Source organism: Pararhodobacter zhoushanensis (genome assembly GCF_025949695.1).
GTDB lineage: Bacteria > Pseudomonadota > Alphaproteobacteria > Rhodobacterales > Rhodobacteraceae > Pararhodobacter > Pararhodobacter zhoushanensis_A.
The window spans coordinates 131,045-157,655 of the sequence record NZ_JAPDFL010000001.1; the positions used below are offsets into that span (position 1 = coordinate 131,045).

Sequence of the window (26,611 nt, forward strand, 5' to 3'; positions counted from 1 at the left end):
ATCAGCGCGAGACTGCAACGGGATGGTGGCTGAAATGCGGCAGAATAAGAAGGCGTTCGCCTGCTTGTTGCCTACCAGGATCGGCGGGATACGCCCTTCCTTTTTAGGACTCGGGATCCGCGGCAAGCGGATAGTTGGGGGTTCAGGTTTGTACCGCGCGCGGTGGGGTTTAACCCCGCCCCAAGGTAGGGTGGGGTTTAACCCCACCATCCCCCCCGGGTCACCGCAAACGCGGCACCGCGCCCTGCGCGCCCAGCGCCCTTGGCCTCACCCCACCCGTCGCCCAGTCCACCAGCTCTACCGTATGCACCACCGGCACCCCGGTGCCCGAGCCGATCTGCATCATGCAGCCGATGTTGCCGGCGGCGATCACGTCGGGGGCCTTGGCCTCCAGCGTCGCCACCTTGCGGCGCTTCAACTCGCCCGAGATTTCCGGTTGCAGCAGGTTATACGTCCCCGCCGACCCGCAACACAGATGCGCGTCCGCCGGCTCGACCACCTCGAACCCCAGCCGTTTCAGCAGCGCCTTGGGGGCGTCCTTGATCTGCTGGCCGTGCTGCAGCGAACACGCCGCGTGATAGGCGACGCGCAGGGGTTCGGGCGCGGCCCCCTCGGGTTTCAGCGCCGTCAGCACCTCGCTCACGTCCTTTGCCAGTCCCGCGATCACCGCCGCATCGGCGGCCAGCGGACCGTCGCGGAACATATGGCCGTAATCCTTGACCGTCGTGCCACAGCCTGAGGTGTTGATCACCACCGCATCCAGCCCCGCGCCCTGCACCTCGGCCATCCAGGCCTTGATGTTCTTCGCCGCCGCCACGTGGCTCTCATCCGTCTTGCCCATGTGATGCGTCAGCGCCCCGCAGCAGCCCGCGCCCTTGGCAACGACGACCTCGCAGCCCAACCGGGTCAGCACGCGGATTGTCGCGTCGTTGATGTCGGTGTTCAGCGCCCGTTGCGCGCAGCCGGTCATCAGCGCGACCCGCATCCGCCGCGCGCCCTGCGCCGCGAAGACCTGCGGCGCGTCGTTTCGGCTGACCGGCGGGATCACCCGTGGTGCCATCGCCAGCATCGCCTTGAGCCGCGCGTCGGGCATCAGAAAGGCGAAGGGCCGCCCGATCTTGGCCCCCAGCAGCGCCAGCCGGAACCGCGTCGGATGCGGCAGCACCTTGGCCAACACCCAGCGCAGGACGCGGTCGCCGAGGGGGCGCTTGTAGGTCTTCTCGATATGATCCCGGGCAATATCAACCAGATGCATGTAATGCACACCCGAGGGGCAGGTGGTCATGCACGACAGACAGCTCAGACAGCGGTCGATGTGCTTGACCGTCTTGGCGTCGGCAGGGCGACCCTGTTCCAGCATGTCCTTGATCAGATAGATCCGCCCGCGCGGGCTGTCCAATTCATCGCCCAAGACCTGATAGGTCGGGCAGGTCGCGGTGCAGAACCCGCAATGCACACAGGCGCGCAGCACCTCATTGGCGCGTTTGAGCGCCGGGGTTTGCAGCTGATCGGGCGTGAAGGTCGTCTGCATGGCTTACTCCATCAGCCCGGGGTTCAGGATGCCGCGCGGGTCGAATTTCGCCCGCAGTCCACGCGTCAGCGCCGCCACCGGCGCGTGTTCGGGTTGGAACGGGGCCAGCGCCCGCCGCGTATCGGCGCTGGCGCGCACCAGCGTCGCGTGGCCCTGAAACGCGCCCAGCGCGGCGCGCAAATCGGTGCCGACGGCAACCCGCAGCCAGACCAACCCGCCGCCCCAGTCGTAAAGCGCCTCGCCCCCCGCCTTGGCCACCAACCCCGGCGCGTCCGAGGGCTTTACCGACAACCGCCACACATCGCCGCCCCCACCATGAAACGGCACCACATCGCGCACCGAGACCCACAGCGGTTCACTTTCTTCGCGGTCCAGCACCCCCGGCGACCCAAACCGCGCCAGATGCCGCCCCAAGGCACCCGCGCGGTAAGTCACCGAACTTGCGAACCCCTCGACCCGCAGCACCGAACGCCCGTCGGGCAAATGCGCCGCGCCATTGACCTCGAACGGCGAGCCCAGCGCCGCTGCGAACATCGCGACAGCCTGCGCGCTGTCCAAACCATCAAACACCAGAGTCGCGGCGCTCGATGGCGCGGGCAGCAGCTTGAACGCTACCTCGCTCAGCACCCCCAACGTGCCCCAGCTCCCGGCCATCAGCTTGACCAGATCATAGCCGGTGACGTTCTTCATCACCCGCCCGCCGTTCTTGATCACCGCGCCCGTGCCATCGACGAACCGCACCCCGATCAGACTGTCGCGGCACGCCCCGGCCTGCACCCGACGCGGCCCGCTGGCATTGGCGGCGACCATCCCGCCCAGCGTCGGCTCACCGCCCTGCCCCAGCAACCCGCGATGATCCATCGGCTCGAACGGCAGGCGCTGCCCTTCGGCGGCCAGCGCCGCCTCGACCTCGGCCAGCGGCGTCCCCGCTTTCGCCACCAGCGTCAACGCGCCCGGCTCATAGAGCGTCACGCCCGACAATCCGCCCGTCTCCAACACCTCGCCCGCCACCGGCCGCCCGATGCCGCGCGTGCCGCCGCCGCGCACGACCAGCGGCCCCGCCGCGCCGCGCACCGCCTCTGCCAGCTCCGCCTCTGTTTGTGGACGCATCCGCCCCTCCCAGCCCGCCTTGGGCATCACCTTGTTTCAAATACGCACGGGGTTTCCCAAGGGGGCCGTGGCCCCCTTGGGCGAGGGGGTTTGGGGGGCGAGCAGCCCCCCAACCTCACCCGCGCCGCCCCTCCGACGCTGCCAGGGGAAACACCTTGGCCGGGTTCAGCAACCACGCCGGATCAAACACATCCTTGACCCGCATCTGCGCTTCAAGATCGGCGGGGGCAAACTGCACATTCATCAGATCGCGCTTTTCCACGCCCACCCCGTGCTCGCCGGTCAGACAGCCACCGACCTCGACACAGAGCTTGAGGATCTCGGCTCCCATCGCCTCGCAGGTCTCCAGATCGCCGGGTTTGTTGGCGTCAAACAGGATCAGCGGGTGCATGTTCCCGTCGCCCGCGTGAAACACATTCGCCACGTCCAGCCCGTATTGCTGGGACAGCTCACCGATCCGGCGCAGAACATGCGGCAATTCGCTGACCGGGATCGTGCCATCCAGACAGATATAGTCATTGATCTGCCCCATCGCGCCAAAGGCCGATTTGCGCCCCAGCCAGATCTTGCGCGATTCCTCTTCTGACTGGCTCTCGCGGAATTCGACCGGGTTGTGGCGCTGGGCGATCTGGCGGATCAGACCCAGTTGCTCGTCGATCTCGGCATCCGAACCCTCGACCTCGACAATCAGCAAGGCCTCGCAATCGGGGTAGCCCGCATGCGCGAAAGCCTCGGTCGCACGGATGCAGGGGCGGTCCATGAATTCGATGGCAACGGGCAGGATCCCGGCCTTGATGATGTCCGACACACAGGCCCCGGCCACCTCATTGGCGTCAAAACCGATCAGCACGGGGCGCGCGCCCTCGGGTTTGGGCAGGATGCGCAACGTCGCCTCGGTCACCACGCCGAGCTGCCCCTCGCTGCCACAAATGACGCCGAGCAGATCCAGCGCGCCAGCATCCATGAACGGCCCGCCAATGTCGACCACCGTGCCGTCCATCTGCACCAGCGTCACACCGAGCAGGTTGTTGGTCGTCACGCCGTATTTCAGACAATGCGCCCCCCCCGAGTTCATCGCGATATTCCCGGCAATGGCGCAGGCAAGCTGACTTGACGGATCGGGGGCATAGAAAAACCCGTCCGCCTCGACTGCGCCGGTAACGCTCAGATTGGTGCGCCCGGTCTGCACGCGGATGAAGCGGTTGGCATAGTCGGTTTCCAGCACGTCGCGCATCCGCGCCACACCCAGAATGACGCAATCCGCCGTTGGCAGCGCGCCCCCGGCCAGCGACGTCCCTGCCCCGCGCGGCACAACCGGCACGCCCGCCGCGTGGCAAATGCGCAGAACGGCAGCAACCTCGGCGGTGGTGGCGGGCAAAACAGCAGCCAGCGGCGGGCAGCGATAGGCGGTCAGGCCGTCGCATTCATAGGCCCGCGTCTCGGTCGGATCGACGATCACCGCTTCATCGGGCAACACCGCCCGCAGCTGCTCGAACAGGCGCGCACGCTGGGCGATGACATCGGCCCGGGGGACTGGCATCTGCATGACTGGGCACTCCTCGCCTTTATTGGTAAGAAAATGTCACCAATTGCGCCGAAAAGTCCAGCGCCAATCCCTTGGCCGCACAGCGCCTTGACACCCCGGTCGCAGCGTCGGACATCTTGAGCCTCACGAACAGGGACTGCCCATGACCCTCACGTCGTTGCTCTCGGTATTCAGCTGGCCCGACCTGCTGGCCCTGATCCTGATCGCCGCCACCTGGTTCGGCCTGCAGGCGCGGATCGAATCGACCAAGGCGAAAAAGCTTTCGGTGACCGTGCTGATGGCTGACTACCGGCGCGAATGGCTGCGCGAGTTCGTCACGCGGATGCCGCGGATGTATGACGCCTCGGTGCTCAGCAGCCTGCGGCAAAGCGCCAACTGGCTGGCCTCGACCACACTGCTGGCACTGGGCGGGCTGTTCGCGCTGATCGGCAATACCGAACGACTGGTCGGTGTGGCCGAGGATCTGGTGCTCACCGATCCGTCAGCGCGTATCCTCGAAGCGCGGCTGCTGCTGCCCGCGCTGTTTCTGAGCCACGCATTTCTCAAATTCCTGTGGTCAAACCGGCTGTTCGGCTATGCGCTGATCGTGATGTCGGCCGTGCCCAATGACGCCGACGACCCTGTCGCCTATCCCCGCGCCGCGCAGTCGGCCGAGATCAACATCCGCGCCGCCTTCAACTTCAACCGTGGCCTGCGCGCGACGTATTTCGCGTTGGCGTCGATGGCCTGGCTGCTGGGTCCCTGGGCATTGCTGTTGGCAAGCGCCGTGGTCAGCTGGCTGATCTGGTCGCGCGAATTCGCCTCGCACTCGCGCGCGGTGCTGCTCGACCCGCCGCCCAAGGTCTGAGGCCGCGCGGCGTGAGGGGTCGGAAAAGGGGGCCTTGCCCCCCTCTTGGCCTGACGGCCAATTCACCCCCCAGGATATTTAAGGACAGAAAATGGTCATGGTTAACAAAACCTGAACGCCGCATTTTCTGTCTCTAAATATCCCGGGGGAGTCGCGCCCCTGGGCGCGGCGGGGGGCTGGCCCCCCTACCCGGTCACCCGACCCAGCGCGCCGGGCAGAACCCGCGCAGGGCGTTGCCGATCCAGAGACGCACCAAAGGCAGATCGCCCGGCAGCAGCGTTTCCTCAGGCACAGCGAGCGAGGCGCGCAGGACGCCCGGCAGCAGACCGGCAGAGAGCGGCGGGGTGCGCAGGCCGTTGCCCCGATCAAAGAACAGCGTGCTGATGGATCCGTCGCAAACCTCACCGCGTTCATTGAGCAGGATCACTTCGTCAATCCCCTCTGGGAGCTCCGCGCGGGCGCGGTCATACGCGGCGCGGCGGGTGGATTTCACGCGCAGCCAAGGATCGGTGGAGGTCAGGCGCTCGCGAGAGAGAGCGAGACGCCAGACATCTTTCATTGGTGACAACGGGCCGGATTCCAGCGCAACCGTGCCCCCGGCATCCAGCGTCAGACGCAGGCGGGCGGGGTGTGCTGGCCCCTTCAGCACAAACGCGGGACAACTCCAGCCCAACGCCTGCGCCCCCGCCAGAAGCCGCGCGCGGTGCAGCGATTCCAGCGCCACGCCCGATCCGTCCCACAGCATCGTTTCGATCAGCTTAAGACCGGGTTCATCGGCCCCGCGAAGGCGGCTTTCCATAGCGCTTCCTCCCATTCCCCTTGCGGTGTGGAATCGGAGACAACCCCGCCGCCAACATTGAACACCACCGATCCGTCCGCTGACAGCGACAGCGTACGGATCGCCACGCTCCATTCCTGATCCCCGTCCGGCGCGGCCCAGCCAATCGCCCCGCAATAGGCCCCGCGTGGCTGCGCTTCGATCTCGCGGATGATCTGCATCGCGCGGATCTTGGGCGCACCGGTGATCGAGCCGCAGGGGAACAGCGCCTGCATGACCTCGGGCAGACCCACTCCCGGCAAGAGCCGTCCCTGAATGGTCGAGGACATCTGATGCACCGTGGCAAAGCTGTCGATGGCGTAAAGCTCGGGCACCCGGACCGACCCCACCGCGCTGATCCGCGCGATGTCGTTGCGCAGAAGATCGACGATCATCAGGTTCTCGGCGCGGTCCTTGGGGCTGCTTTGCAACGCCTGCGCCAGCCGCGCATCCTCGACCGGATCGGTTGAGCGCGGGCGGGTGCCCTTCATCGGGCGGCTTTCGATCAGCCCGTCGCGGATGCGAAAGAACAGCTCGGGACTGCGCGAGACCACAACCGGCCCCTCTCCCAGATCGACCAGCGCGCCGAATCCAACCGCCTGCCGGTCGCGCAACGCGGCGTAAAGCCCCGCAGCGGTGCCGGTTTCCAGCCGGGTCTGCAGCGGGAAGGTCAGGTTGATCTGATAGCAATCGCCCGCCGCTATATAGTCCAGCACCCGGCCGATCGCGCGGTCATAAGCGGCTTGCGTCAGCGCCGGTCGGATCGGGCCGAGCCTGCCGTCGGCCCGCATCGGCGCCACCGCTGCCGGCCCCTCATACACGCCCAGTTGCACCAGCGGCCCCGGCCGGTCTTGTGGCATCAGCGGCAACAGGCGCGGTTCCAGCGCATAGCCCGCCTCATAGGCCAGCATCCCGGCCACCCACAGCCCGCGCCGCCGCGCCGCTTCGGCCGCGGCGAGAACCGGCATCACCTCATCCGCCGTCCGGGCGGTCAACAGCTGCTGCGCACCCTTGAAAAGAGCGGGTTGCCCGTAGGGGCCGTGTTCGATCAGGATCATTGCCGGTTTCCGCCATCTGCGCCGCCCCGTAACACGGCGACAGGCCGGGTGACAGAGCCGCGCGGCCGCCCCCGTTTCAAAGCGCTGAAAGCGGGGTTGCGAAGCGCCGTTCGAGGCCCTAAACCCTGCGCAATTTGCTAACAGCACGAATCCGCAGGCCCGGGCTCTTTGTCCCGCGCGCTGCCTTGGAAGGGGCCGAGATATGCCGAAAAGAACCGATATCAAATCGATCATGATCATCGGCGCCGGCCCCATTGTGATCGGTCAGGCCTGCGAGTTTGACTACTCGGGTGCCCAAGCCTGCAAGGCGCTGCGCGAAGAAGGCTACCGGGTCATTCTGGTCAACTCGAACCCCGCGACGATCATGACCGATCCGCAACTGGCCGATGCCACCTATATCGAGCCGATCACCCCCGAAGTCGTCGCCAAGATCATCGAGGCCGAGCGCCCCGACGCCCTGCTGCCGACGATGGGCGGGCAGACCGGTCTGAACACCGCGCTGGCACTGGCCGACATGGGGGTGCTGGAGAAATTCGGCGTGCAGCTGATCGGCGCGAACCGCGAGGCCATCGAAATGGCCGAGGATCGCAAGCTGTTCCGCGAGGCGATGGACCGGATCGGGCTGGAAAACCCCAAGGCGACGATCATCGCCGCGCCCAAGAAGCCCAACGGCAAATACGACATCGCCGCCGGTGTAGCCGAAGCGATGGTGGCGATCGAATACGTTGGCCTGCCTGCGATCATCCGCCCGGCGTTTACCCTTGGCGGCACCGGCGGCGGCGTTGCGTATAACCGCGACGACTATGAGGCCATCGTGCGCTCGGGTCTGGAAGCCAGCCCGATGGCGCAGGTGCTGATTGATGAAAGCCTGCTGGGCTGGAAAGAATTCGAGATGGAAGTGGTCCGCGACAAAGCGGATAACGCCATCATCGTCTGCGCGATCGAGAACATCGACCCGATGGGCGTGCACACCGGTGACTCCATCACCGTTGCCCCGGCGCTGACCCTGACGGACAAGGAATACCAGATCATGCGCAACGGCTCGATCGCCGTGCTGCGTGAGATCGGCGTGGAAACCGGCGGGTCCAACGTGCAATGGGCGATCAACCCGGCCGACGGGCGCATGGTGGTCATCGAGATGAATCCGCGCGTGTCGCGGTCCTCGGCGCTGGCGTCCAAGGCGACGGGCTTCCCGATTGCCAAGATCGCGGCGAAACTGGCCGTGGGCTATACGCTCGATGAGCTGGACAACGACATCACCAAGGTCACGCCCGCCAGCTTCGAGCCGACCATCGACTATGTCGTCACCAAGATCCCGCGCTTTGCCTTCGAGAAATTCCCCGGATCCAAGCCCGAGCTGACCACCGCGATGAAATCGGTGGGCGAAGCCATGGCGATTGGCCGCACGATCCACGAATCGCTGCAAAAGGCGCTGGCCTCGCTGGAAACCGGGCTGAACGGCTTTGACGAAATCGCCATCCCCGGCGCGCCCGACAAGGCGGCGATCTTCAAGGCACTGTCCGAGCAGACCCCCGACCGGCTGCGTGTCATCGCGCAGGCGATGCGCCACGGGCTGAGCGACGCCGACATCAATCAGGTCACCTCGTTCGATCCGTGGTTCCTGGCCCGCATCCGCGAAATCATCGACGCCGAGGCGCAGGTCCGCGCCACTGGCTTGCCGCAGGATGCCAAGGGCATGCGCGCGCTCAAGGTGCTGGGCTTCACCGACGCCCGCCTTGCCGCGCTGACGGACACCACCGAGACCGAAGTGCGCCGCGTCCGCCTGAGCGCGGGCGTCAATGCCGTGTTCAAACGCATCGACACCTGCGCCGCCGAATTCGAGGCGCAGACCCCCTACATGTATTCGACCTACGAGCAGCCCGCGATGGGCGACGTCGAATGCGAAGCGCGCCCCTCGGCTGCCAAAAAGGTCGTCATTCTGGGCGGCGGGCCGAACCGGATCGGTCAGGGGATCGAATTCGACTATTGCTGCTGTCACGCCTGCTATGCGCTGACCGAGGCGGGCTATGAAACCATCATGGTCAACTGCAACCCCGAAACCGTGTCGACCGACTATGACACCTCGGACCGGCTGTATTTCGAGCCGCTGACGCTGGAGCATGTGCTGGAAATCCTGCGCGTCGAGCAGTCGAACGGCACGCTGCACGGGGTCATCGTGCAGTTCGGCGGCCAGACGCCGCTGAAACTGGCCAACGCCCTGCATGACGAAGGCATTCCGATCCTTGGCACCAGCCCTGACGCCATCGATCTGGCCGAAGACCGCGAGCGCTTTCAGCAGCTGCTGCAAAAGCTGGATCTGAAGCAGCCGATCAACGGCATCGCCTCGACCGACGATCAGGCGATTGCGATTGCCGAGCGTATCGGCTTCCCGCTGGTGATCCGCCCGTCCTATGTGCTGGGCGGTCGCGCGATGGAAATCGTGCGCGATATGGACCATCTGCGGCGCTACATCACCAACGCCGTGACCGTCTCGGGCAAGAACCCGGTGCTTCTGGACAGCTATCTGTCGGGCGCCATCGAGGTCGATGTCGATGCGCTGAGCGATGGCAAGACCGTGCATGTCGCGGGCATCATGGAGCATATCGAAGAGGCAGGCGTGCACTCGGGCGACAGCGCCTGCTGCCTGCCGCCGCACTCGCTGTCGGCCGAAACGGTGGCCGAACTGAAGGTGCAGACCGAAAAGATGGCGCTGGCACTGGGTGTCGTCGGCCTGATGAACGTGCAGTTCGCGATCAAGGACGGCGAGATCTACGTGCTCGAGGTCAACCCGCGCGCCAGCCGTACCGTGCCGTTTGTTGCCAAGGCGACCGACAGCGCGATTGCCTCGATCGCGGCGCGCCTGATGGCCGGTGAGCCGATGGCCAACTTCCCGATGCGCGCCGCCTATCCGGCGGGTGTCGGTCCCGACAGCCCGCTGCCGCTGGCCGATCCCAACACGCTGGCCGATCCGATCACGCCGTGGTTCTCGGTCAAGGAAGCCGTGCTGCCCTTCGCCCGCTTCCCCGGCGTCGACACGCTGCTGGGCCCCGAAATGCGCTCGACCGGTGAAGTCATGGGCTGGGACCGTTCCTTCCCGCTGGCCTTCCTCAAGGCCCAGATGGGCGCGGGCACCATCCTGCCCGAAGAGGGCCGGGTGTTCGTCTCGGTGCGCGACGGCGACAAGACCGACGCGCTGGCCGGCGCGCTGCGCGATCTGGCGGGCATGGGCTTTGAGCTGGTCGCCACGGGGGGCACGGCGGCATGGCTGGCCGCCGAAGGCGTCGCCACCACGCGCGTCGCCAAGGTCTATGAAGGCCGCCCGAACATCGTTGACCGGCTGAAGAACGGCGACATCGCGCTGGTGTTCAACACCACCGAGGGCGCGCAGGCCGTTGCCGACAGCCGCGACATCCGCCGCGTCGCGCTGATGGACAAGATCCCGTATTTCACCACCGCCGCAGGGTCGATTGCGGCCACGCAGGCGATGATGGCCCGGCGTGAAGGCTACGGCGTGCGCACCCTGCAGGGCTGATCCCGCCCCCGAAGAACCCGACGCGCCGCGAGAGCCCCTCTCGCGGCGCGTTGCGTTTGAGGGCCGGGCTATCGGCAGGGCCGGTCAGGCGGGATGTATCGGCCAGTGCGTCGCCAGATCGGCCAGACCCGCGCGGATCAGAGCCTCCAGCGCCGCGCAATCCACCTTGGCCAGCGCGGTCAGGTAGAGGCAGGATTTCCCCAGCTTATGCGGCCCCAGCCGCGCCAGGATCGGGCCGAAATCGGCGTAGCCGGGCAGGATGTACAGCACCAGCTGCGCCTTGCGCGGGCTGAAACCGGTGGCGAGAAAACTGCCGGAATGCCCGCTGGCATAGCGGTAGTCATAGCGCCCGTAGCCGACGATTGCCGGCCCCCACATCTGGGGCTCGAACCCGGTGGCGCGCCGAAACAGCGCGTCCAGCTGCCGCCCCTCGTCCCGGCGGCGGGCAGGTTCGACGACGCTTAGAAACGTCTCGACGCTGGCACCGGTGGGGCGGGTAACGGGTTCGGACATGGCGCGCCTCCTGACACCGCAGTGTGCCAGCGCGCGGCCATGACGGCAATCGCGGCGCTTCGGGCTTGGGTCACGCGTAAGGTGGGGTTAAACCCCACCTTACGCCGCACGCCCGGGGGGGCAGACACCGTAGGGTGGGGTTTCACCCCACCCCGACCCGATCCGCCCGCTTAGCTCTCCTGCCGCAGCAGGTCGGTGATCAGGACGTCCTGCACCGCATCGCCAAGCTCTGCCCGCGCCGCTTCGCGCAGCGTCCGGCGGAGCGCCAGCAGCGCCTCGCCCGAGGTGAAGATGCCATCGAACCCGCCGATATTGGCGTGATCGAACAGCAGTTGCAGCAGGACCGCCCTGAGTCGCGGCTCGTTGTCGGCCAGGCTGAACGTGTTGCCCACCGACAGCTCCAGCGCCAGCCCGATCACCACCATCGCATGCACCTGACCGTCCGCGATCACCGGCACGACGAACTGGTTGGGCAGACGCACGGTTTCCGTAGGGCCGCTGGACGGGGCGTAATGGCTGGGCGTATCGCCGTGGCCAGTGTCCTCTCCATGCCCCGCCTCCGCGCCAGGCACGGCTTCAGCCCCATGCCCGGCATCCGCCATCTCGCCATGGTCCTCGGCGGCGGGCTTCAAGAAGATCCCGGCCCCGACCCCGGCCCCCAGACCGACCAGCAGCAACAGAACGGGCAGCAATTTGCGTATCATAACGCCTCCTTAGAACGGCAGCACGATGTCAGCGATCTGCTGGCCATAGCGCGGTTGCTGCATCTGGCTGATCTGCCCGCGCCCGCCATAGCTGATGCGCGCGCCTGCGATGCGGTCATAGGCGATGTCGTTGCGGCGCGAGATATCCTCGGGCCGGATGTAGCCGGTGACGATCAGCTCGCGCAGCTCGTTGTTCACGCGGACCTCCTGACTGCCCTCGATGCGCAGCACGCCGTTGGGCAGTGTCTCGATGATCGTGGTCGCCACGCGCAGGGTCAGCCGTTCATTGCGGCTGACCGTGCCCTGTCCCTGAAAACTGGAAGCGGAATCCATCGACACCGCATCGGCCATGCTGGCCCCGGTTGGCAGGCGTTCGTCAATCGCCTGCGGCAAGCCAAAGAGCTGCGGCACCCCCATGCTTTGCGAGCCGGAGCGCCCCCGCGAGGTCGAGTTGGAAATCTGCGCGGAATCGTTGATCTCGATCACCACGGTCAGAATATCCCCGGCCCCGCGCGCCCGCCGGTCACCAAACAGCGAGCGCTGGCTGGACGACCAGAGCGAGGCCGTATCGACCACGCTGCGCCGCTCGGTCACCTCGGGCAGCGGCACGTTATAGAGCGCGTGATGCTCAAGATTGGGGTCGAGCGGGGCAAAGTCGGGCGGGCTGCCCACCGAAGCCAGATCGGTGCAGGCGGCGAGCGGCAGGATCAGCAGAAGGCGTCGCATGGATCGTCCTTTCAGGGCACGCTCACCAGCGCCGGGCCGACAATCGTGCCGGAAACCGTGCTGCGTGACGCAAGGTTCATGATGCGGACCGCGTCGCCCTCGGCGCCCCGGCCCAGCGCGCGGCCATCGGCGCGGATCAGCAGGCCGCCCTGCTGGAAAACCAGCGTGACCAGCTGGTTCCGCTCGACCATCGCGGGCGGGCCAAGGCTGGCCAGCGGGATCGGGCGGCCGGCGTAAAGCGTGACACGCGCTTCAAGGCCGATCACGTCGCCGGGGTTAGAGGCCGTGCCGACCGGGGCCGGGTCGGGCTGAAAGATGATGTCGCCCGGTCCGAGCTGCGCGCCGGCCCTGAGCGTGCGCGCCGCCAGCAGAACATCGGCCTGCGCCGGGGCGGCCAGCAGCAAAAGCAGCGCCAGGCGGATCATCAGCGCACCTGCGTGGTGGCGGCGAGCATCTGGTCAGCGGCGGTGATCACCTTGGCGTTCAGCTCGTAGCCGCGCTGGGCCTTGATCATCTCGGTCAACTCGCGCACCGGATCGACCGAGCTTTCCTCAAGATACCCCTGCCGCACCGTGCCCAGCCCGTCCTCACCGGGGGCCGATTGCACCGGCGGGCCCGAGGCTTCGGTCTCGACAAACAGGTTCGAGCCCAGCGCTTCCAGCCCGCGTTCGTTGGTGAAACCGGTGAGCACCATCTGGCCCAGCCGCTCGGGCTGCACCCGGTCGGCAAAATAGGCGTAAACCTCGCCCTGCGCGTTGATCGAGATTTGCCGCGCATCGACGGGAATGGTGATGCCGGGCGCGACCGCGTACCCGTCCGAGGTGACGATCAGCCCCTCGCCCGTCCGCTTCAGCCCGCCATCGCGGGTATAGGCCGAGCGGCCATCGGGCAGCGTGACCTCGAACCAGCCGCGCCCCTCGATCGCCAGATCCAGATCGCCGCCGGTCGCGCTGAGCACCCCCTGCTGGACCTGCATCGCCACCGCCGAGGGCCGCGCGCCAAGGCCAAGCTGCACACCGGTCGGCACCAAGGTGCCATCCGAGGCCGAGATGGTCCCGGCGCGGGTGTGCTGCTGATAATGCAGGTCGGCGAATTCGGCGCGGCGGGCGTTGTAGCCGGTGGTCGACATGTTGGCGAGGTTGTTCGCCACGGTATCGACCCGCATCTGCTGGGCGCTCATGCCGGTGGCGGCAATCTGTAGGGCACGCATGGAACTCTCCTATTTACCAAGGGTCTGGACGACGGCGCGGATGCGTTCATCTTCGCGGTCGAGGAATTTCTGACCGATCTCATAGGCGCGCTGGACCTCGATCATGCGGGCCATTTCCGTGATCGCGTTGACGTTGGAGTCCTCCAGAAACCCCTGCAGGATCACCGGAAACGCAACCGGGACCGTCGCGCCCGTCGCCTCGTGCAGCACACCGGTTTCGCGGCGCAGTTCCGAAGGGTCTTCGGGCAGGACCAGCCCGATCTGGGCCAGCGGCTGGCCATCCGCGCTGATCGTGCCGTCGCGGGCGATGGAAATCTGCGCGGCCTCGGGCGGGATGAACACCGCAGCGCCGCCGATATCGAGCAGCGCGTGGCCATCCGGCGTGACCAGTTCGCCGTTCTGGTTGGGGGTGAAATGCCCGGCGCGGGTCAGGCGTTCGCCCTCCGGGGTCTGGATGGTGAAAAAGCCCTCACCCTCGATCCCCAGATCCAGCGGCGAGCCGGTCATGGTGAGAGGTCCCTGCGTCAGATAGGTCTGATGCGCCCGGGCGGCGGCCATCGAGAGCGATTCCTCCTGATGGTCCAGATCGGCCACGTATTCGGAAAACAGCAGTCCCTCGCGCCGGAAGCCGGTGGTGGACAGGTTGGCGATGTTATGCGCGATCATCTGGATTTCGCGCAGCAGCCCGGACTGGCGGGCAAGCTGGGTGTAACCGGCGTTATCCATGGCTCAGCCCCCCGCCACGATGGGAATGACCTGCCCGCGAAAGAAATCGACCAGCATGGCGGTCATCGCGCTCATCGAGACCCAGAAGACGATCAGCATCGCCAGAATCTTGGGCACGAAGGTCAGGGTCATTTCCTGCACCGAGGTGAGGGCCTGAAACAGACCCACCGTCAGGCCGGCCACCAGCGCGATACCCAGCAGCGGGGCGGACATCGCAACGGCAACCCACAGGCCCTGTCGCAGGATGTCGAAAAAGGCGATCTCGGTCATTGGCCAGCCCCCGCTGTCAGACGGGCGGCCATCACACGGGCATCCGCAGGATTTCGAGATAGGCCTCGACCACCTTGTCGCGCACGGCCACAGCGGTCTCGACCGCCATCTGCGCCTCGCTCAACGCCGAGACCAGCGCATGCGGATCGGCATTGCCGGTCATCGTCTGCTGAGCCGTCGCCTCGGCGTTCTGCAGCACCTGTGTGAAGTTTTCGGCCAGACGGCCTGCGGTGCTGGCCGGGCCGCCCTCGGCTTCAGGATCGGGGGATGTGAGGGGTCGTGCCGCGCCGTAGGAACGGGCGGCCGCATTGGCAGAGACTTGCATCAGGATTCTCCTTATCTGCGCAGAAGGCCGATCAGGCTTTGCGACATCTGCCGCGCCTGATCGAACATCCGCAGGTTGGCCTCATAGGAACGCTGCGCTTCGCGCGCGTCGGCGATTTCGACCATCAGATCGACATTCGATCCATCGTAATGGCCGCTCTCATCGGCCAGGATATGGCCGGGGTCGTAGATCTGCGTCAGCTCGCTGCGATCCAGTTGCAGCGGGCCGGTTTCAACCCCGCTGCGCTGCCCCATCCGCTCGCCGGGCAGCGCCGCCTCCTGAAAGGCAATGTATTTGCGGTGATAGCCGGGGGTATCGGCGTTCGCGATATTCTCGGACACATGGCGCAGGCGCATCGCCTGAGCCTGCATGCCGGTTGCCGACAGCATCAGCGTATTGCCAAGGGTGTTGGTCATGCTCACCGCCCGATCGCGGCGCGAATCAGATCGCGCGTCATGGAATAAATGCCCAGCGCGGTTTCGTGCTGTTGCCGGGCCTCGACCGCGCGCATCATCTCGAACTCTACCGACACCGTGTTGCCGTCGGGCGATGCTGTGGCCGGGTGCTCATCCGTGCGGATCAGATCGCGCCCCTCTGCCCGGCCGGACTGGCTGGCTTGCCAGTAGTCGGCAAAGGACACGGCATCGCGAGAGCGATAGCCGGGCGTGTTGGCATTGGCCACGTTCTGCGCGATCGCCTGTTGGCGGGTCGAGGCGTGGGTCGCATAGGCCTGCGCCATGCGCAGGATCTCCAGGCTGTGGAACATGGGATTCTCCCGTTGCTGGTCTACACGAAGGATTAAGGCTGATCTCGTTTAGAAACCGTAATCGAGCGTCACCAAGACGCGCGTTGCACCAGGAGGCCCCATGTCCGTGTTCGATTCCCTGCTGGCCGAGATGGCCACCGTCCGCCCCGTGCGCCATTTCGGCCGCATCCACGCCATGCAAGGCGCGACGCTGCTGGTGCATGGCCTGTCCAAACGCGCGCGGCTGGGTGACCGGGTGCAGATCGATCCGGCGCAGGGCGCGCTGATCGGCGGTGAGATCCTTGCCCTGACCCGCGACGGCGCCGAAGTCTTGCCAGAGGCGGCGACCGAAGGGCTGGCGATCGGCGACCGGGTCGAGCATCTGGGCCGCAACGGCGTCGCGCCCGATAACAGCTGGATCGGGCGCGTCATCGACCCGTATGGCGAGCCCCTGGACGGCCGCCCGCTGGCGCTCGGGCCGGTCAACCGCAGCCTGCGGCAAGCGCCCCCTCACCCGCGCGGCGCAAGCGGCTGGGCGGGCGGCTGTCCACGGGGCTTGATGCGTTCAACACGATGCTGCCGCTGGTGCGGGGGCAGCGCGTGGGGCTGTTCGCCGGGTCAGGCGTGGGCAAGACGATGCTGCTGGGCCAGCTGGCGCGCGGGATCGAGGCCGATGTGGTGGTGCTGGCGCTGGTGGGCGAACGCGGGCGAGAGCTGCGCGACTTCGTGGAAGATGTGCTGGGTGTTGAAGGGCTTGCACGCTCGGTCGTGGTCAGCGCCACCTCGGACCTGTCGCCGCTGGCCCGCCGTCGCGCGGCCCTCACGGCGATGACCGTGGCCGAACATTTCCGCGATGAGGGCAAGCATGTGCTGCTGCTGTGCGATTCCGTCACCCGCTTCGCCGAGGCACACCGCGAGATCGCGCTGTCCGCCGGCGAGCAACCCTCGCTGCGCGGTTTCCCCCCGTCGACCGCGCATCAGATCATGGCGCTGGCCGAACGCGCCGGCCCCGGCGAAGAGGCGCAGGGCGACATCACGGCGGTCTTTACCGTGCTGGTCCCGGGTTCGGATATGGACGAACCCGTGGCCGATATCCTGCGCGGCGTGCTGGACGGCCACGTCATTCTGGACCGCACGATTGCCGAACGCGGGCGCTTTCCGGCGATTGACCTGATGCGATCCGTCTCACGCAGCCTGCCTGCCGCTGCCTCGCCCGGCGAGAACGCCCAGATCGCCGAGGCCCGCCGCCTGATCGGCGCGTGGGAGCGGGCCGAGATGATGGTGCAAGCCGGGCTTTACGCCCAGGGGTCGGACCCGCTGACCGACCGGGCGATCAAGCTCTGGCCCAAACTGGACGGGTTTCTGGCCGGTCAGGCGGCCAAATCCAACGCCGACAGCTTCGCCCGGCTGCGCAAGGCGCTGGAAGGGTAAGCCCGCAGCCCTGGTGATCCGCGCGTTTTGCCCTATGTGAAGGGCAAGACGCCGACCAACCCTGCGTGGCACGATTTGCAGCAGCGGCGCGCAACCGAAAACCATTTGTGCGCAGACAGCGTTGCCTGTATCCGGGCCGCGCGCGCTGGACGGCGCTCTGACCCCTGGCCAACGGGAGGGCCCGAGATGCTGCAAACCCCCTATTACCTGATCGACAAATCCCGGCTGCTGCCGAACATGGAAAAGATCGCCTGGCTGCGCGAAGCCTCGGGCGTGAAATCCCTGCTGGCGCTGAAATGCTTCGCGACATGGTCGGTGTTCGATTTCATGAGCCAGTACATGGACGGCACCACCAGCTCGTCGCTCTATGAGGTCCGTCTGGGGCGCGAGAAGTTCGGCAAGGAAACCCACGCCTATTCCGTGGCCTATGCCGACAACGAGATCGACGAGGTGCTGTCGCATTCCGACAAGATCATCTTCAACACCATCGGCCAGCTGACCCGGTTCGAGGCGCAAAGCGCCGGGCACAAACGCGGGCTGCGGGTCAATCCCGGTGTCTCGACCTCCAGCTTCGATCTGGCCGACCCGGCGCGACCCTTCTCGCGGCTGGGCGAGCATGACCCCGAAAAGATCGCGCAGGTCGCCGACAAGATCAGCGGTTTCATGTTCCACAACAACTGCGAGAACGCCGATTTCGAGCGCTTCGACGCCATGCTCTCGCTGATCGAGCAGCGATTCGGCTTCCTGATCCGCTCGATGGAGTGGATCAGTCTGGGCGGCGGTGTGCATTTCACCGGCGAGGGCTATCCGCTCGACCGGCTGGCCGACCGGCTGAAACGCTTTGCCGACCAGAACGGCGTGCAGGTCTATCTGGAGCCGGGCGAAGCCTCGATCACCAAGGCGGCAACGCTGGAGGTGACGGTGCTGGACACGCTGCACAACGGCAAGAATCTGGCGATTGTCGACAGCTCGATCGAAGCGCATATGCTGGACCTGCTGATCTACCGCGAACAGGCCAAGGTCACCCCGAACGCGGGCGATCACGAATGGATGGTCTGCGGCAAGTCCTGTCTGGCGGGCGATATTTTCGGCGAGTTCCGCTTCCCCGAGGCCCTGAAAGCCGGGGACCGTTTGTCGATTCAAGACGCTGCCGGTTACACAATGGTCAAAAAGAACTGGTTCAACGGCGTGAAGATGCCGGCGATTGCGGTGCGTGAACTGGACGGAACCGTCCGGCAGGTCCGCGATTTCGGCTATGAGGATTTCGCGGCAGCCCTGTCGTGAACACAGACACCAAACCCAAGGAGGTGCATGGGCGCATGAAACGCAACGTACTGATCATCGGAGCCGGGGGCGTCGCCCAGGTCGTCGCGCATAAATGCGCGCAGAACAACGACATTCTGGGCGAGATCCATATCGCCAGCCGGACCCTTTCGAAATGCGAGGCGATCATTGCCTCGGTCCACGAGAAGGGCGCGATGAAGGTCGAGGGCGTGCTGCAACCCCATGCGTTGAACGCGCGCGATTCGGCGGCCGTGGTTGCCCTGATCCGCGAGACGGGGGCGGAAATCGTCATCAACGTCGCTCAAGTTTTCGTGAACATGCCGGTGCTCGAAGCCTGCATCGAGGCGGGCGTGGCCTATATGGACACCGCGATCCACGAAGAGCCCGACCAGATCTGCGAAACCCCGCCCTGGTACGGCAACTACGAATGGAAACGCCGCGCCGCCTGTGCCGAAAAGGGCGTGACGGCGATTCTGGGCGTGGGGTTTGACCCGGGCGTGGTGAACGCGTTTGCGCGCTTTGGCATCGACGAATTCGTGCCGCAGGTCGAGTCGATCGACATCGTCGACATCAACGCCGGCTCGCACGGGCGCTGGTTCTCGACCAATTTCGACCCCGAGATCAACTTCCGCGAATTCACCGGCACGGTGTATTCCTGGCAGAAGGGCGCGTGGCAGGAGAACACCATGTTCGAGGTCGGGCGCGAGTGGGATCTGCCGGTGGTGGGCACCCAGAAAGCCTATATGACCGGGCATGACGAGGTACACTCGCTGGCCACCAACTACCCGCAGGCGGATGTGCGCTTCTGGATGGGGTTTGGCGATCACTACATCAACGTGTTCACCGTGTTGAAAAATCTGGGTCTGCTGTCGGAAAAGCCGGTGGTAACGGCCGAGGGGCTGGAAGTGATCCCGCTCAAGGTCGTGAAGGCCGTGCTGCCCGACCCCGCCTCGCTGGCGCCGGACTATGTGGGCAAAACCTGCATCGGCACGCTGGTGAAGGGGACCAGGGACGGCAAACCGGCCGAGGTCTTTGTCTATAACGTCGCCGACCACAAGGACGCCTATCTCGAGGTCGGCAGCCAGGGCATCAGCTATACCGCCGGCGTGCCGCCCGTCGCTGCCGCGATCCTGATCGCGAAGGGGGTCTGGGACGTCTCGCGCATGGTCAATGTCGAAGAACTGGACCCCAAGCCGTTCTTCGAGGTGCTCGACCGCATCGGCCTGCCGACCCGCGTCAAGGACGCGACCGGCGACCGCCCCTGGAACGCCTGAGTTTCCGCAGGATCTGACCTGAGCGCGCGGGCATAGCCCGCGCGCGTTGCTTTTCGTGCGTTCAGGGGGGCCTTCAGCCCCCTCTTCGGCTAAAGCCGAATTCACCCCCCGAGGATATTTGAAGAGCAAAGAGGGCGTTAAGGTTTCGTTAACCCGCCTTTCTTTGCTCTCTCAATATCCCGGGGGCGGGCCGGAACGGCCCGGCGGGGGCAGCGCCCCCGAGCGGCGCGAGGGCCCTCGATGGGCCCGAGCGCCGCCCCCTGACTCGACTCGTTTTCCTGACCGCGCTAGATGAGAACATATAGCGAACACGTCAGAGCCGATGGACACACGCATCCTGTCCTTGTTCCTTCCCCGGCTGGCCAGCAATGTGCACCAGCGGCGGGAGAAGGCACTGAAAACCCCGTTTGCGCTGATCGCGCGGCAGGGGCGGGGCGACGTATTGGCCTGTCTCAGCCTCTCGGCCGAGGCGCTGGGGGTTCGGCGGGGCCAGTCGCTGTCCGAGGCGCGCACGCTTTTGCCGACGCTCACCACCCGGCCCTATGATCCCGAGTGGCCCCTCAAGGCGCTCAACGGTCTGCGTCGCTGGGCGTTGCGCTATGCCCCCTGGATCGCCGTGGATGGCAGCGACGGGCTGGCCATCGACCTGACCGGGGCGGCGCATCTGGGGGGCGGGGAGGCCGCGCTGGTGCAGGACATGCGGGCCCGGCTGGCCGATATGGGCTTTGAGACGCGGGTCGCCGTCGCCCCCACCCGCGGCGCGGCCTGGGGGCTGGCGCGCCATGCCCCGGCCTCGGTCACGCTGGCCGCCGAGGCGCGCGAAGCGATTGCCACACTGCCGCTGGCCGCCCTGCGCTTGCCGGCCGAGATCTGCCTGCCGCTGTCGCGCCTCGGGATCAGGCAGGTGCAGGATCTGGCCCGCGCGCCACGCGCCACGCTGGCCCGGCGCTTTGGCGGCGATCTCTTGTTGCGCTATGATCAGGCCATCGGCGCGGTGGGCGAGCCGGTTGCCGCCCCGCCCGAGGACGCGCCCTATGCCATCCGCCTCAACCTGCCCGAGCCGATTGGTCTGGCCACCGATGTGATGGCGGGTCTGGAGCGGCTGCTGGTGAGGCTCTGCGCCCGGCTGAGCGCCGAGGATCACGGCGCGCGCCGCCTGCATCTGGAGCTGCAGCGCAGCGATGGCACACGGGCCGAGGCCGAGATCGCCCTCGCCCGCCCGATGCGCGACGCGCCCGCCATGGCCGCGCTCTTCGCGCGCGCCATCGAGGCGCTGGATGCGGGCTTCGGCTTTGACGCCCTGCGGCTGACCGCGCCGCTGGTGGAATCGCTGCCGCCCGCACAGGTCACCGGCACACAGGGCGCGGGCGCGCGCGGCACCACGGATTCCGACGCGCTGGCCGATCTGATGACGCGCCTGGGCAACCGGCTGGGGCTGGAGGCGCTGACCCGCTTCCTGCCCGCCGACAGCCATATCCCCGAGCGTGGCTTCCAGATCGCCGCAGCCGCCTATACCGAGGCCCCCGGCCCTGCCGCCTGGCCTCCCGGCCCTGACCGCCCTCTGGTGCTGTTCCCGCCCGAACCGCTGATCGGGTTGCGCGGCTCGGCCCCGCCGCAGCGCTTCCGCTGGCGGCGGCGCGCGCTGACGGCGGCGCGCACCACCGGGCCCGAGCGTCTGACGCCCGAATGGTGGCTCGATGATCCCGGCTGGCGCAGCGGCGTGCGCGACTACTGGCGCATCGACACGGCCGAGGGCCCTCGGTTGTGGCTGTTTTTCACCCCGCAAGACCCCGGCTGGTGGGTCCAAGGAGAATTCGCATGAGCGAACGTGGTCAGGACATGACGCCCGAGACCGGCTATGCCGAACTCTGCGTGACGTCGAACTTCACCTTCCTCACCGGGGCCTCGCACCCTGAGGAACTGGTCGCACGCGCCGCCGAGCTGGGGCTGGCCGCCATCGCCATCACCGACCGCAATTCGCTGGCCGGGGTGGTGCGCGCGCATTCAGCCCTGCGCGAGATCGCGCGGGCGCTGGAGACGGGCGGGCCGGTGACGATCTCGCGGGCAGATGGTGCATGACCCCTCAAGCCGCCAAAGCCACGGCGGCCCCGGCCTGCCCGTGCCGCCGCGCCTACCCAAGCTGATCATCGGCGCGCGGCTGGTGCTGAGCGATTCGCCGGTGGAATGGGTGGCGCTGCCGACCGACCGGGCCGCCTATGCCCGCCTGTCGCGGATGCTGAGCACCGGCAAGCGGCGCGCCGAGAAGGGCAACTGCGATCTGCGGCTGGACGATCTGCAGGGCGGCGATCACGGCGGTGCCGAAGGCCTGATCCTGATCGCCCTGCCCCCTGATCCCATGCCCGGCCCCACGCAGGGCCCCGCCCCCATCACACTGTTGCGCGACATGATGCGGCGCTTTCCCGGCCATGTCTTTATCGGTGCCGCCCCGCGCTATGACGGGCGCGATGAGGCGCGACTGGATGCCATCGCCGGAATGGCCCAGCGCAGTGGCGTGCCGATGGTGGCGGTGGGCGATGCGCTGATGCACCACGGACGCCGCCGCCGTCTGGCCGATGTGCTGACCTGCCTGCGCGAGAAATGCCGCATCGACGAGATTGGCCGCCGGTCGCTGCCCAACGCCGAGCGGCGGCTCAAATCGCCCGCCGACATGGCGCGCATGTTCCGCGACCACCCGGCGGCGGTGCGCCGTTCGCTGGAGATCGCCGGGCGCTGCGCCTTCTCGCTCGATGAGCTGAGCTATGAATACCCCGACGAGATTTCCAACGGCGAGCCGCCGCAGAAGCGGCTGGAGCGGCTGACCGCTGAAGGGCTGCGGTGGCGTTTTCCCCATGGCGTGCCGCGGGCGACGATGGAGAAGATCGAGAAAGAGCTGCGCATCATCGCCAAGCTGGGATTTGCCGCCTATTTCCTGACGGTCAATGACATCGTCGCCTTTGCCCGCTCGCAGGGGATCTTGTGTCAGGGGCGCGGCTCGGCGGCCAATTCGGTGATCTGCTACGCTCTGGGCATCACCGAGGTCTCGCCGGATGTGATTTCCATGGTGTTCGAGCGTTTCATGTCCGAGGCCCGCGGCGAGCCGCCCGACATTGACGTCGATTTCGAGCATGAGCGCCGCGAAGAGGTGATCCAGCACATCTATGAGACCTATGGCCGCCACCGCGCCGGGCTGACCGCGACGGTGATCCATTTCCGCAGCCGCGCCGCGATCCGCGAGGTGGGCAAGGTGATGGGCCTCAGTGAGGATATGCTGGCGGCGATTGCCGGGGGCAGCTGGGGCTGGTCCTCGCGCCCGCCCAGCCGCGAAAGCCTGCTGGAGCTGGGCCTGAACCCCGACGACCGGCGGCTGGCGCTGACCATGGACCTGATCGCCGAGATCATCGGCTTTCCGCGCCACCTGTCCCAACATGTCGGCGGCTTTGTCATCACCAAGGGCCGGCTGGACGAGCTGTGCCCGATCGAGAACGCCTCGATGGAGGGGCGCACGGTGATCGAATGGGACAAGGACGACATTGATGCCTTGGGCATCCTGAAAGTGGATGTGCTCAGCCTTGGCATGCTGACCTGCATCCGAAAATGCTTTGATCTGGTACACCAGCATGGCGGGCATGACTGGAGTCTGGAAACCCTGCCGCGCGAAGATCCTGAAACCTATGACATGCTCTGCCGCGCCGATGCGGTGGGGGTGTTTCAGGTCGAATCGCGCGCGCAGATGAACTTTCTGCCGCGCATGAAGCCGCGTGAATTCTACGATCTGGTGATCGAGGTGGCGATCATCCGCCCCGGTCCCATTCAGGGCGGCATGGTGCATCCCTATATCAACCGCCGTCAGGGCAAGGAGGACATCGTCCTGCCCTCGACCGACCTGCGCCACGTGCTCGGGCGTACGCTGGGGGTGCCGCTGTTTCAGGAACAGGCGATGCAGATCGCCGTGGTCGCGGCGGGCTTCACGCCGGAAGAGGCCGACCGTTTGCGCCGCTCGCTGGCGACGTTCAAGCGGATGGGCACGATCAGCACCTTCAAGGACCGGTTCATCAACGGCATGCTGGAACGTGGCTATGACCTGCCCTTTGCCGAGCAATGCTTTGCCCAGATCGAAGGCTTTGGCGAATACGGCTTTCCCGAAAGCCACGCCGCCAGCTTTGCGCTTCTGGTCTATGCCTCGGCCTGGCTGAAACGGCACCACCCGGCGGCTTTCACCTGCGCGCTGCTCAATTCGCAGCCGATGGGCTTTTACGCCCCCGCCCAGATCGTGCGCGATCTGCGCGAGCATGGGCACGAGGTCCGGCCGGTCAGCGTGAACCATTCGCAATGGGACAACACGCTGGAAAAACGCGCCGACGGCACGCTGGCGCTGCGGCTGGGGTTCCGCCAGATCAAGAGCCTGCGCGAAGAGGATGCCGGATGGATCGTCGCGGCGCGGGGCAATGGTTACCCGGATGTCGAAAGCCTGTGGCGCCGCGCCGGGGTGCCGCCCTCGTCACTGGAAACGCTGGCCGAGGCCGACGCCTTTGCCGGCATGCGCATCAACCGGCGCGATGCGCTCTGGGCGGTGCGGGCGATCCGCGCGCCCAAACCGCTGCCGCTGTTCGGGGTTGAAGGCGAGGGCATCGTCGAACCCATCGCCGACCTGCCGCAGATGAGCCTCGGCGAGCAGGTGATCGACGATTACCTGTCGCTGCGCCTGTCGCTCAGGGCGCATCCGATGGAGATCATCCGCCCGCATCTGCCCGGCCTGACCGCGCATTGCGATCTGGCGCGCGCGGGCCACCGGGTCAGCGTCTGCGGGCTGGTGATCACCCGGCAGCGGCCCGGCACAGCCTCAGGGGTGATCTTCATCACGCTTGAGGATGAGACGGGTGTCTGCAACGTCGTGGTCTGGGCCAAGGTCTACGAGCAGTTCCGCCGCATCGTGATCGGCGGGCGGCTGCTCAAAGTCACCGGGCGGCTGCAGCGCGAGCAGGGCATCATCCACCTGATCGCCGAGGTGGTCGAGGATTACTCGCCCAATCTGGCCCTGCTGGGTGAGCTCGGGATGGAAGCCATCGACCCGACCGAAGGCCGCGGCGACGAGACCCGCCGCCCGGTGCAGGCGCGCGAGCTGCCGGGCAAGCACCCGCTGCGGTCCAAGACCGCGCGCGGGGCGATGCATCCGCGCGATCAGGCCAAGATCCTGTTTCCCAGCCGGGATTTTCACTGACCCACCCCCGGGGCCGCGCGCCCCGGGGACTTGACGCCTTGGCCTGCAACGGGCACCCACGGGGCCAGTCCCCACAGGAGCCGCCATGCCGCCCACCGACCGCGAGATGCACGACCTCGAAGCGCTGATGCGGGCGGGCGATTTCGCCCCCGCCATCGCCCGGACCCGCGCGCTGATCCGCCAATTCCCGCGTGAGCCCTTGCTGCACAACGTGCTGGGCGTCGCGCTGATGCAGGACAAACGCGCCGACGAGGCCCCGCGCGCCTTTCGCCGCGCGCTGGAGCTGGCGCCGGGCTATGGCGAGGCGAACCACAACCTGATCGCAGCCCTGATCGCCACCGGCGCGCTGCTTGACGCTGAAGCGCCGATCCGCGCCGCGCTGGCGCAGCAGCCTGACGATGCCCTGATGCAGCGCAATCTGGCCAGCGTGCTGGTCTTGCGCGCCGACTGGGCCGCCGCCCACGCCGCCGCCACGCAAGCACTGGCGCTGGCGCCGGGCCACGCCGGTACGCTGTTGATGCTGGCGACGATCCAGCGGGCGCAGGGCGATCTGGACGCAGCACTGGCAACGCTGGCCACGCTGCCCGCCAACGCCGAGGCGCTGATGCTCACCGGCGAGATCCGCACCACGCAGGGCGATCTGGACGCCGCCCGCACCAGCTTCACCGCCGCGCTGGACGCCGACCCGGCCCTTGGCAACGCGTGGGAAGGGCTGGCGATGATCACCCGCTTTGCCCCCGGCGATCCGCTGATCGCGCGGATGCAGGCGCAGCACGCCCAAGCGACGGGCGAAACCCGGATGCATCTGGACTTCGCGTTGGCCAAGGCGCTGGCGGATACCGGCGAAGACGCGCAGGCCTTCACCCATCTGACCGCCGCCAATGCCGCCCGCTGCGCCGCGCTGCCCGCCTATTCCCACGGCCAGCGCCGCAAGGAAATCACCCGGATCAAGGCGCTGTTTGCGCCGCAGGCGCTGGCGCGGCTGGCCGAGGCGGGCGACCCCAGTTCGCTGCCAGTCTTCGTGATCGGCATGCCGCGTTCGGGCACCACGCTGGTCGAGCAGATCCTCGCCAGCCACCCGGCGGTTGCGGGCGCAGGCGAGCGGCCTGACATGATGCGGCTGGGCGCGGCCCTGTTGGAAACCCCGCGCAAACTGGATGCAGGCTTCGTGCGCGACACGGCGGCGGCGCAGCTTGCCGCCCTGCGCGCGCTGGCCCCCGACGCCCAGCACGTCACCGACAAGATGCCGCAGAATGCCGATTGGGTCGGGCTGATCCTGACGCTGTTCCCGCAGGCGCGCATCATCCGCACCCTGCGCGACCCGCGCGACATCGCGCTGTCGGTCTACCGCGCGCATTTCACCGATCCGGCGTTGAACTGGACCTGTGATCTGGACGATATCGCCAGCTATTACGCCCAGCATTGCGAGCTGATGGCGCATTGGCAGGCGCAATTCCCCGGCGCGATCCTGAGCTGCCGCTACGAGGATCTGGTGACGGATACCGAGGCCGAAACCCGCCGTCTGGCCGCGCATCTGGGGCTGGACTGGGACGCCGCGATGCTGGCCCCGCAGGACACGCAGCGCGTCGTCACCACCGCCTCGGCGGCGCAGGTGCGCGCGGCGATCTCGGATCGCTCGGTGGGCGGCTGGAAGCGGTATGAAGCGCAGTTCGACCCGTTCAACGCGGCCTTGGCCCGGCTGGGTCAAACCGTCTGAAACAAAAAAGGCCCGGCGGTGACGCCG

21 protein-coding genes and 2 pseudogenes are annotated in these 26,611 nt (G+C 67.0%); 8 read left to right on the top strand and 15 right to left on the bottom strand.

Going from position 1 to position 26,611, the window contains the following annotated elements:
- Positions 1–220 precede the first annotated feature (220 nt).
- The 3 genes from glcF to OKW52_RS00690 all read right to left on the bottom strand — a co-directional run bounded on the left by glcF (position 221) and on the right by OKW52_RS00690 (position 4,187).
- Positions 221–1,531: a glycolate oxidase subunit GlcF gene (gene glcF, locus OKW52_RS00680; RefSeq protein ID WP_264503994.1), complete on the bottom strand. Its 1,311-nt coding sequence runs from the start codon at positions 1,529–1,531 to the stop codon at positions 221–223.
- Between the two features lie 3 nt (positions 1,532–1,534).
- Positions 1,535–2,641: an FAD-binding protein gene (locus OKW52_RS00685; protein WP_264503995.1), complete on the bottom strand. Its 1,107-nt coding sequence runs from the start codon at positions 2,639–2,641 to the stop codon at positions 1,535–1,537.
- A gap of 115 nt (positions 2,642–2,756) precedes the next feature.
- Positions 2,757–4,187 (bottom strand): FAD-linked oxidase C-terminal domain-containing protein, encoded by a 1,431-nt coding sequence (locus tag OKW52_RS00690; RefSeq protein ID WP_264503996.1) that lies wholly within the window; start codon positions 4,185–4,187, stop codon positions 2,757–2,759.
- A 142-nt stretch (positions 4,188–4,329) separates the two neighbouring features.
- On the opposite strand from OKW52_RS00690, the gene OKW52_RS00695 reads away from it, so the two are divergent.
- The gene (locus OKW52_RS00695; RefSeq protein ID WP_264503997.1) at positions 4,330–5,034 is read left to right on the top strand and encodes a DUF599 domain-containing protein; all 705 of its coding nucleotides are present in this window, start codon (positions 4,330–4,332) and stop codon (positions 5,032–5,034) included.
- Between the two features lie 193 nt (positions 5,035–5,227).
- Here the strand turns inward: OKW52_RS00695 and OKW52_RS00700 are convergent, their stop codons facing one another.
- A complete protein-coding gene (locus tag OKW52_RS00700; RefSeq protein WP_264503998.1) occupies positions 5,228–5,833 on the bottom strand; it encodes an aminotransferase class IV in 606 nt (201 codons plus the stop codon).
- Entirely contained in the window at positions 5,788–6,909 is a 1,122-nt protein-coding gene (locus tag OKW52_RS00705; protein ID WP_264503999.1) for an aminodeoxychorismate synthase component I, read from the bottom strand. Before OKW52_RS00705 ends, OKW52_RS00700 begins: the two co-directional genes overlap by 46 nt.
- A gap of 202 nt (positions 6,910–7,111) precedes the next feature.
- Here OKW52_RS00705 and carB point away from each other — a divergent pair, with 202 nt between their 5' ends.
- On the top strand, positions 7,112–10,441 hold the full coding sequence (carB, locus tag OKW52_RS00710; RefSeq protein WP_264504000.1) for a carbamoyl-phosphate synthase large subunit: 3,330 nt from the start codon (positions 7,112–7,114) through the stop codon (positions 10,439–10,441).
- Positions 10,442–10,525: 84 nt separating this feature from the next.
- Here the strand turns inward: carB and OKW52_RS00715 are convergent, their stop codons facing one another.
- From OKW52_RS00715 to OKW52_RS00760, 10 genes are all read right to left on the bottom strand, one after another.
- Positions 10,526–10,954, bottom strand: coding sequence for a DUF1801 domain-containing protein (locus OKW52_RS00715; RefSeq protein WP_264504001.1), 429 nt, complete (start codon positions 10,952–10,954; stop codon positions 10,526–10,528).
- Positions 10,955–11,124: 170 nt separating this feature from the next.
- Positions 11,125–11,658 carry a flagellar basal body-associated FliL family protein gene (locus tag OKW52_RS00720; protein WP_264504002.1) on the bottom strand — a complete coding sequence of 178 codons (534 nt, stop codon included), beginning with the start codon at positions 11,656–11,658 and terminating at the stop codon, positions 11,125–11,127.
- Positions 11,659–11,667: 9 nt separating this feature from the next.
- The gene (flgH, locus tag OKW52_RS00725; protein WP_264504003.1) at positions 11,668–12,384 is read right to left on the bottom strand and encodes a flagellar basal body L-ring protein FlgH; all 717 of its coding nucleotides are present in this window, start codon (positions 12,382–12,384) and stop codon (positions 11,668–11,670) included.
- 11 nt (positions 12,385–12,395) lie between these two features.
- Positions 12,396–12,809 carry a flagellar basal body P-ring formation chaperone FlgA gene (gene flgA / locus OKW52_RS00730; protein ID WP_264504004.1) on the bottom strand — a complete coding sequence of 138 codons (414 nt, stop codon included), beginning with the start codon at positions 12,807–12,809 and terminating at the stop codon, positions 12,396–12,398.
- Positions 12,809–13,594 (bottom strand): flagellar basal-body rod protein FlgG, encoded by a 786-nt coding sequence (gene flgG, locus OKW52_RS00735; RefSeq protein WP_264504005.1) that lies wholly within the window; start codon positions 13,592–13,594, stop codon positions 12,809–12,811. The genes flgA and flgG overlap by 1 nt, the downstream gene beginning before the upstream one ends.
- 9 nt (positions 13,595–13,603) lie before the next feature.
- Positions 13,604–14,320 carry a flagellar hook-basal body complex protein gene (locus OKW52_RS00740; RefSeq protein WP_264504006.1) on the bottom strand — a complete coding sequence of 239 codons (717 nt, stop codon included), beginning with the start codon at positions 14,318–14,320 and terminating at the stop codon, positions 13,604–13,606.
- Positions 14,321–14,323: 3 nt separating this feature from the next.
- Complete coding sequence (locus OKW52_RS00745) at positions 14,324–14,590, bottom strand: flagellar biosynthetic protein FliQ (protein WP_264504007.1); 267 nt, start codon at positions 14,588–14,590, stop codon at positions 14,324–14,326.
- Positions 14,591–14,621: 31 nt separating this feature from the next.
- Positions 14,622–14,915 (bottom strand): flagellar hook-basal body complex protein FliE, encoded by a 294-nt coding sequence (fliE, locus tag OKW52_RS00750; protein ID WP_264504008.1) that lies wholly within the window; start codon positions 14,913–14,915, stop codon positions 14,622–14,624.
- Positions 14,916–14,926: 11 nt separating this feature from the next.
- Entirely contained in the window at positions 14,927–15,331 is a 405-nt protein-coding gene (gene flgC / locus OKW52_RS00755; RefSeq protein ID WP_264504009.1) for a flagellar basal body rod protein FlgC, read from the bottom strand.
- A 2-nt stretch (positions 15,332–15,333) separates the two neighbouring features.
- Positions 15,334–15,681, bottom strand: coding sequence for a flagellar basal body protein (locus OKW52_RS00760; protein WP_264504010.1), 348 nt, complete (start codon positions 15,679–15,681; stop codon positions 15,334–15,336).
- Between the two features lie 100 nt (positions 15,682–15,781).
- On the opposite strand from OKW52_RS00760, the pseudogene OKW52_RS00765 reads away from it, so the two are divergent.
- The 6 genes and pseudogenes from OKW52_RS00765 to OKW52_RS00790 all read left to right on the top strand — a co-directional run bounded on the left by OKW52_RS00765 (position 15,782) and on the right by OKW52_RS00790 (position 26,584).
- A pseudogene (locus OKW52_RS00765) lies at positions 15,782–17,091 on the top strand (FliI/YscN family ATPase).
- 189 nt (positions 17,092–17,280) lie between these two features.
- Positions 17,281–18,375, top strand: coding sequence for a carboxynorspermidine decarboxylase (locus OKW52_RS00770; protein WP_264507620.1), 1,095 nt, complete (start codon positions 17,281–17,283; stop codon positions 18,373–18,375).
- Between the two features lie 35 nt (positions 18,376–18,410).
- A complete protein-coding gene (locus OKW52_RS00775; protein WP_264504011.1) occupies positions 18,411–19,649 on the top strand; it encodes a saccharopine dehydrogenase family protein in 1,239 nt (412 codons plus the stop codon).
- Between the two features lie 322 nt (positions 19,650–19,971).
- On the top strand, positions 19,972–21,471 hold the full coding sequence (locus OKW52_RS00780; RefSeq protein ID WP_264504012.1) for a Y-family DNA polymerase: 1,500 nt from the start codon (positions 19,972–19,974) through the stop codon (positions 21,469–21,471).
- Positions 21,468–24,867 (top strand): annotated as a pseudogene (locus OKW52_RS00785) (error-prone DNA polymerase). The gene OKW52_RS00780 and the pseudogene OKW52_RS00785 overlap by 4 nt, the downstream one beginning before the upstream one ends.
- 85 nt (positions 24,868–24,952) lie before the next feature.
- Positions 24,953–26,584, top strand: coding sequence for a tetratricopeptide repeat-containing sulfotransferase family protein (locus OKW52_RS00790; protein WP_264504013.1), 1,632 nt, complete (start codon positions 24,953–24,955; stop codon positions 26,582–26,584).
- Positions 26,585–26,611 lie beyond the last annotated feature (27 nt).